At 54.2% G+C, this 6,778-nt stretch carries 7 protein-coding genes; 4 read left to right on the forward strand and 3 right to left on the reverse strand.

Annotation, left to right across the window (positions count from 1 at the left end; genetic code table 11):
* Positions 1-353 precede the first annotated feature (353 nt).
* The 3 genes from G7Y50_RS10070 (at position 354) to G7Y50_RS10080 (ending at position 3,313) form a co-directional block, all read left to right on the forward strand.
* A complete protein-coding gene (locus tag G7Y50_RS10070) occupies positions 354-959 on the forward strand; it encodes a DUF6088 family protein (protein WP_165055092.1) in 606 nt (201 codons plus the stop codon).
* Position 960: 1 nt separating this feature from the next.
* A complete protein-coding gene (locus G7Y50_RS10075) occupies positions 961-1,971 on the forward strand; it encodes a nucleotidyl transferase AbiEii/AbiGii toxin family protein (protein WP_165055095.1) in 1,011 nt (336 codons plus the stop codon).
* Between the two features lie 553 nt (positions 1,972-2,524).
* The gene (locus tag G7Y50_RS10080; protein ID WP_165055098.1) at positions 2,525-3,313 is read left to right on the forward strand and encodes a hypothetical protein; all 789 of its coding nucleotides are present in this window, start codon (positions 2,525-2,527) and stop codon (positions 3,311-3,313) included.
* 850 nt (positions 3,314-4,163) lie between these two features.
* On the opposite strand, the gene G7Y50_RS10085 is transcribed toward G7Y50_RS10080, so the two are convergent.
* On the reverse strand, positions 4,164-4,814 hold the full coding sequence (locus G7Y50_RS10085) for a hypothetical protein (protein WP_165055100.1): 651 nt from the start codon (positions 4,812-4,814) through the stop codon (positions 4,164-4,166).
* Between the two features lie 78 nt (positions 4,815-4,892).
* Between G7Y50_RS10085 and G7Y50_RS10090 the strand changes: the two genes are divergently transcribed.
* Entirely contained in the window at positions 4,893-5,150 is a 258-nt protein-coding gene (locus G7Y50_RS10090; RefSeq protein WP_165055103.1) for an Arm DNA-binding domain-containing protein, read from the forward strand.
* 90 nt (positions 5,151-5,240) lie between these two features.
* On the opposite strand, the gene G7Y50_RS10095 is transcribed toward G7Y50_RS10090, so the two are convergent.
* On the reverse strand, positions 5,241-6,533 hold the full coding sequence (locus G7Y50_RS10095; protein WP_165055107.1) for an ATP-binding protein: 1,293 nt from the start codon (positions 6,531-6,533) through the stop codon (positions 5,241-5,243).
* 48 nt (positions 6,534-6,581) lie between these two features.
* Positions 6,582-6,778: hypothetical protein (locus G7Y50_RS11955; protein WP_206214832.1), on the reverse strand; the 197-nt coding region annotated here is incomplete at its 5' end.

Consider the following 6,778-nt stretch of genomic DNA (forward strand, 5'->3'; position numbering starts at 1 on the left):
TATCTTCTTGTAATATCGAATGACATCTGTGCTGCCACGAGAACCTGTCTTACTCCGCCTTACTCCGCCTTACTCCGTCATTTCGCGAGCATGTAGCGCTGCGAGGGGTTGTTTGATGTTGTTTCGTGCCAGGCAAGGGTCTGTTTGTTGACGAGTCGCCGCAAAGTTCGGGCGTATAGTTTGTTGCCTTTGCCGGTTCGGCCGGAGAACCCCTTCGTCGTGATGTGCCCGCGTGCCATGACAAACTGCACAACAGAGATCCCATACGGCCAATTGAACTATTTGAAGTTAACCACTGTAGTTTCTATGTCACAAAAATGATATAGTATTTGTGACATAGAAAGGATTACGGAGTGCGCGAGCGAAGAACAATAGCGGAAATACTTTACGAAGCAGAGCCAGGAGAGGTTTTTGTGCCAGCCGATTTTATTGAGGCGGGATCAGCAGATGCTGTCCGTAAGGCGCTGTCTCGAATGGTGGAGACTGGTGAGTTGGAACGGCCCATACGTGGGCTTTATCGTAAGCCGCGGCGGAGCGTGTTTTTGGATGAGGCGGTACCGGCGAGTCCAGATGAGATAGCGGAGACCCTTGCTCGGAAGTTCGGGTGGCATATTGCTCCGTATGGGGATACGGCTCTTAATCGACTAGGCGTTGATTCTCAAGTACCTTCGATTATGCGCTATGTGAGCGACGGGCCGTATCGGACTTATCAGTACGGTCCTTATACGATTGAGTTTCGGCATGCAGCAAATCGCGACCTTTCGAGATTGAATCCGATTTCCGCTACCGTGGTACAGGCGTTGAAGGCGCTTGGCAAAAACGGCGTGACGAAGGACAAGCTCGACATCATCTCGTCCCGGCTTGACGATTCTCAGATGGAAAAGCTTGAGTACGAGACTCGTAACGCCACGGCATGGGTGCGGGAGGCAGTAAAGGATATGAAGAAAAGGAGGGAGTAGCATGCGTGAGTTTGCGGTATTGCCGCAGCAGGATCGTGCGGATGCGCTAATCATAGCTGCGCGAAAGAAAGGAATGCACCCTGCCATTGTCGAGAAGGATTTCTGGGTTTGCTGGACTCTCGATTACCTGTTCGGGAAGTCTGCATACAAGGACTCGTTCGCTTTCAAAGGTGGCACGAGCCTGTCAAAGGGCTTTAACCTCATCGAGCGCTTTTCGGAAGACATTGACCTGATTTTTGATTGGAGACTTCTTGGGTATGGAGCTGAAGAGCCTTGGGAGAAAAGGAGCAACACCAAGCAGGATGCGTTCATAAAGCAGATTAACGAGGATGCCGCATCGTTTCTGCGCGAAAAGTTGATGCTCGAAATGCAGACGTACCTTGAGGAGCAAAATATCGCCAACTCTACGCTGAGGATCGACGAAGAAGATTCTCAAACGCTCAGATTCTTTTACCCCCAGTCCTTTTCTGATGATTCCATTCTGCAGGAGATAAGGCTGGAGACGGGCGCTCTCGCAGCATGGACGCCCACGACAGTGGCACGTATCAGCCCTTATATTGCCCAAGAGTTCCCGGAAGCTTTTGCGCAGTCAGAAACATCCGTGCGTACGGTATCTCCCGAGAGGACGTTCTGGGAAAAGGCGACTATCTTGCACAAGGAGGCATTCCGCACAAACGGCAGGTTCCCTTCCAGGTATTCCCGTCACTACTACGACCTCTACAGGCTGGCGCATTCCAATGTCAAAGAGAGGGCGCTAAGTGATACGGGTCTCCTTAAGAGCGTAGTTGATTTCAAGATGACGTTTTGGCGGTCGAACGCCGCTCGATATGATCTATGCGCTCCTGGAACGTTGAGGCTTGTACCTCCGGAAATTGCCATGCCTCTGGTTGAGCAAGACTATGCATCCATGCAAAACATGATATTTGGCAGTGCTCCTGATTTCAGTGAACTGATGTCGGGCATTTCGGAGCTTGAATCAGAGATCAATGACCTTGCGTCTGCAGAGGATTAGTTTTATGCGTATATCCGATGCCGATGTTAATTCCTAAGCGCTGTTTCGCAATGTATTGAGCGGTATGGAGTTAATCCTTGAGCACGGGTACGTCAATTCCTGGGCACTCTCATGATCATCCTGCATGGTAAAGACGACCGTGCTCGAGGCCGTACACGTGGGACGCCTCGTGCGCATTGCGCCGAAGAGCTACGAGGACCTGCTCGCAAGGCGCGGCGCCTGAGGGTGCGAAGGGGCCTGCGAAAGCGTGCAGCCCTCATTTTCTCGAAGAATCACCAGGTCAGACCAGCGGTGCCAATTTGGCACCGTAATTTCGAAGTCATTAGGATCTTCTGCTAATCGCTCGCATAAACTCAACCTGGACTCACTACCTCACGTTTTCATCTACATAGCACTCGCGCTTCTCTTATGTGAGGCGATTGTATAATTCGACTACCTCAAGATACAGTTGTGTCCGTGGGACATCGATTGTTCGTGCAGGTATTATCCGGTAGCTTGAGGTAGGGCAAAAGACGCTGCTCGTCTGATGAACACTCCGATTGAAGGATTATCAGTGGCAAAATACGAAATGCTGACACTTATCATTTCCTGTATCGCGATCATTACCTCTATTGCGATTCCCTTGGCTGGCCATATCTACAGAAAGCTACAGAAGCCAAAGCTCGATATCTACGAGTTCGAGCATCAGCCATTGACGGTTATGTATTCGACATTGGGCAATCGCATAAGGTTCAATTTCTCGATACTATGCCAAAACGCCCCATGCGTAGTCCGGAGCATAGAGGCAGAGGTTTTTCATGAGGCTAGTGGCGAGCTTATGAGGATGCGATGGGTCATCATGGAGCCCGTTCGTTCGGACTGGGCAAACGGCATGGGAAGCATTATCAACCTCAATAGCATGACCCCTGCTCATCCATTGCTGATAGACGCTAATGCTCTAGTTCCGCTCTCTGTCCATTTTGAGCCTCTCGATAATTCAGCGTTCCACGATGCCTATAACCGCAGGCTAGCTTTGGGCGATGTCGAACTGCCCGAAACCCTAGAAAAGCAGAGACCAAGCGATCGGTTCGATGGGCTTCCGCATGCTGGCGGTATTGATGCCCTGATGCGACAGCTAAAGGAGTTGTGCTTTTGGGATCACGGACGTTATAGATTACGCGTAAGGTTGATCTATGATGCAAACAAATCACACGAAAAGGACTTCTACTTCGATCTAGCCGCTGAGGAATCGGATCAGCTTCGCTCCAATGCGAAGAAGCTGCTTCTTTGCGAAGTATGCCCCAGGAGCTCCAATCCCGTGGTGGCGCAGTGCATTTCGATTGCAAAGGATGTCGAGAAGTAGAGTGAGGCAAGATATTTGCGCTCAAATAACCTCAATCGATCTCGTTGGCGCCACGTCTTTCATGCAGCTGTCGGTGCCGCGGGTAAGCTTCTCCGATGACATACCTGCATTGCTTGCAGGGGCGAACTCAATCTGAACTCACTTTGAACTCAGCGTTTCTCGTTTGAGCTGGTCGTCGTTTTACTCCGCTATGCGGAATTTACTCCTTAGCTATTCCAGGAGAGTTAATCTTCGGGAAATAGGAGCCCTCCTTCTGAGCCGTGAACTCAGATAGCGGGAAGACATAGTAAAAATACCAGCTCAGAGAACTGGTATTGATGCTTGGAATTTATTCCGGTGTCGTGCCGTCTTGCTAGCTGATCTGGGTGAGTTCAAAACGATACTGTAACATCTGAACACGCATAGGAATGAGCGATACGAGATAGACGAAGTAATACGCATAGCACGGAAATCAAACGTTGCGACGATCGAATGGGAATGAAATTCCCAGGCCAGAACCGCAATCCACCATCGTTGACTCCTAGTGAACACAAGTGAACATGGGTGAGCATAGGGCATGAAAGCTATCTGCAACTTGAAGGAGTAAAACGCCTTGAGAACCCTCCGAATCACGCCGATACGGAGAGTTTCTTCATGCTCTCTCACCAGGGGAAATGATTCGTTTTATCCTAAAAAGGTGTTAGCGGTTCGTGTCGGTTGTCCACCCATGCGCACCCATGCACAACCATGTTGGGCGATGCAAGCCACCCTCGACTATCCCTTTTGGCGATTTCGGCCGCCTTGCCCGGATTTGTAATCACTTTGTAATCACCCCCGGTTCCTTTGGGTGGCTTGCAGAGGAAAGCCCTGCTCAGCGTTGGGGGATAAATGATGCGCCGCAACTTGCAGAATAAGACCGACCTGGATGGGCTCGGAGCGGAATGATGAGCAGTTCCGAGGGTGTTTTTACTCCAAAAACGGCTTGCTCTTGGCATGACGAGTCGCCGCTCTTTCCCTTCGTGTGCTCGCGTATCCCGCAGTTTTCGGCGTCATGGCTGCGCATGCCCTCGGCCTTCGCCGCCTCGCAGATGTCGCAAACGTCTTGGACGCGCTTGAGAAGCTCGAAGAGAGCGGTATTCCGTTCGAGTTCTGCAGGGTCGGCGAGAGTTGGGATGACATAGAGTTCAGAACGGTCGGCGGCTACGATGAACTCACGATGCACGTCGAGCCTTCCGTTGGCATCGATGTTTTCTGATTGCGCGGCGTGCATCTTCGGAGCCTTCTTGTTGGAGCGGTCCAGCGCCAGCGACATGCTCCCGTCTTCTTCGAGCCGCGGGCGCAACCCGAACGCCTCGTCGATCCTGAACAGGTATTCGAGCGCCTCCCTGCCAGATGCCACGGTGATGCCCATGAAGGCCTCGGGGGCCATGTCCAGGGCATCGGCGATCTTCCCTATGTGAGTCTCGCTGGGCGCTCTGTTCCCCAGCTCGTAGTTCCTTATCGCAGAGTCCGTTTGCTGCAAGCTGCACCGGAAGGGTGAGCAACGACTTCTTCGAGGAGAGGTTCTTCGGAGGCTCACCGACGAGAGAGGAGACTGGCAATGACCGTTAGGGAAATGCCCAACGGCACATTCACCGTGCAGTTCAGATGCAAGGACAAGGAAGGAAACGAGCAGCACAAGTTCCGCCGCGGATTCGAGACTGTGGAAGCTGCGGCAGCCTGGGAGGCCGACTACAAGGCGACCAGGGGACAGTCGATGGCGATGACCTTCTCGTCCTTCCTGTATATCTACCACGAAGATCTCGGGCCTCGCATCTGCGAGACTTGCCGGGGGATAGCCCCCGGCGCTTGGAAGTAGCGACGAATCGCCACCGATGGATTTATACCACGAAGCGCTCCGTCTTGAAACAAGTGGTCGGACAGAGGCCGACAGAATCGCCTCCCTGGGCTACGGCGCAAGCGCCGTTACGGGTATCACGTACGCTCCCGCCTCTTTGTCGTAACGCGCCACCTCGCCGGCGCCCGTCAGCACGGCGAGGAACTCCGGGCTCGGATTTCGGGCAGCTGGGTTCAAGGAGACCTTCCTCTTCAGCCTCAGCAGCGCATCGATGCCGGCATCGACCCCAGCCTCCCCGAGCTTGACCTCGAACGCCGCCCACCTGCCGTCGCGAAGCTCGATGACGGCGTCCACCTCGAGCCCGTCGGAGTCGCGATAGTAATGGAGAGCGTCGCGCGGGGCCTCGGGCAATAGGGAGGCGTACGCGGAGAGGTCATGCATGCACAGGGACTCGAACAGGATGCCGAACAGCTGGCCGTCTTCCAATAGCCGCGTGTCGTTCGTGCGCAGGAGGTTGGCTGCCAGCGACGGGTCGGAGAAGTACCGCTTGGGCTTCACCCTCAAGCGGCTCTTGGAGCGGATCGGGGCATCCCATCCCCTTATGGGACGTATTAGGTACAGGCGCTCGAAAGCGGTGATGTATTCCGAGACCGCGTTCTTCATGGCATCCGTCGGCCTTTCGGAGAACACGTCCTCTGCGATGGTCTCCAGCTTGGCGGACGTGCCCACGTTCCTGGCCAGCGAGAGGGCGACCCTTCGTGCGATCTGACCGCCCAGCCCCCTCTTCGGGATGTTCACATCGAAGACGGCGTCGAAGTACGAGTCGATATAGGCGGTCGCGGCTCTCTTGCTCTTTCCCTGAAGTGCCGGCCAGCCGCCGCGGCAGATTATCGATGCGAGCTCGGGAAGCTTCTGCTGGACGAGCTGCGGTTCGAACCGCCCCTCGAACAAGCCCGAAAGCGACACCTTGCCCGAAGACTCGCCGGTCTCCGCAAGCGTCATCGTGCTCATCGGCACTCTCAGGATGCGACCTGCGCCGCTATGGGCGACGGCGTCCCGCTTTAGTGACGATGATCCCGTCAAGATGAACAGGCCCGCTTCGCCCCCTGAGTCGTCCACGAAGTTGCGGACGGCATCCCACACGGACGGGACGTCCTGCCACTCATCGATGACGTGCGGCCTGTCGCCCAGCAAGGCGATCGACGGGTCCGCTTCTGCGACCCTTCGCACGTCTGGCTCAGCTAGTCGCGTGACGCTTCGCCCGAACGAGAGGGAGGTCCACGTCTTCCCGCACCACATGGGCCCGTAGACCTCCACCGCCCCGAAATCGTCCAGCGCACGCGACAGCAACCTGTCGACCAGCCTGGGCATGTACTTCTTGGGCTTGAGGCTTCCCTGTTCCATGCGTCGCGCTCCATCTGCGGTAATGACATTACAAAGCCATTATAGCTTTCAGAGGATTTGCGGAATAGTTTTTAGAGGCGACTTTGTATAGATTTTAGAGAAAAGCGTTGATTGGTTGATTGTCATCTTTAATGCCAAACACCAGGCATTAGGTCTGTCAGTGTCGCAGAATGCGGGCACATCCGATGTCATAACATAGTCCCATGTGCCTTCTCGCCATGCGAGACAGGAGGCAATCATGGGAA

The sequence above is a fragment of the Adlercreutzia sp. ZJ176 genome (assembly GCF_011038975.1).
In the GTDB taxonomy this organism is placed as follows: Bacteria; Actinomycetota; Coriobacteriia; order Coriobacteriales; family Eggerthellaceae; genus CAAEEV01.